Annotated in this window: 2 protein-coding genes; both read left to right on the top strand. The window is 46.2% G+C overall.

What is annotated here, in order from left to right; translation table 11 throughout:
* Window positions 1-192 (top strand): ACP phosphodiesterase (locus tag R7Z49_RS27865; protein WP_318112896.1); only part of this gene is annotated, 192 nt, incomplete at its 5' end.
* Between the two features lie 78 nt (window positions 193-270).
* A partial coding sequence (locus R7Z49_RS27860; protein WP_318112895.1) for a DEAD/DEAH box helicase occupies window positions 271-507 on the top strand: 237 nt, incomplete at its 3' end.

Raw genomic sequence — 507 nt, 5'->3', positions numbered from 1 at the left:
TATCAAGATCTCTCCAACATCGAGTTTGCACTGCATCGGATGTCTCAGCGAAGCCCGAGAATGGCCGACTTGACGACAACGTTTGAGGTGTTAGATGGTGAATACGCAGCGTTAGAGGCGAATTTCTCAGAGCTTTATCAAGACGTGCTGCGCCAATCACTTGAATTTCACCAACAGCTAATCAGTTCATAACTCAATCCTTTGGCGAAGAGGTAGTATGGCTATGGCGGCTCTGGTAAACTCTGCGCTCCAAAAATTATGAGGTTTATCATGTCCGTTAATTTTGCTGATCTTGGCATTGAACAACAGTTAGTCGAAACGTTGAACAATATGAATATTGTGACGCCAACGCCAGTCCAAGAAAAATCGATTCCACACGTACTGGAAGGCAAAGATCTTCTTGCGGCTGCGCAAACGGGTACCGGTAAAACGGCGGCATTTGGTTTGCCGATTATTCAGGCGGTACAGCAAAAGAAACGTAATGGCACACCTCACGCTCTCATCCTA

The organism is Vibrio sp. 1562 (assembly GCF_033340155.1).
Taxonomy (GTDB): domain Bacteria; phylum Pseudomonadota; class Gammaproteobacteria; order Enterobacterales; family Vibrionaceae; genus Vibrio; species Vibrio alginolyticus.
Note: the sequence above shows the minus strand (reverse complement) of the source record. Positions and strands in the feature narration are given on the sequence as shown.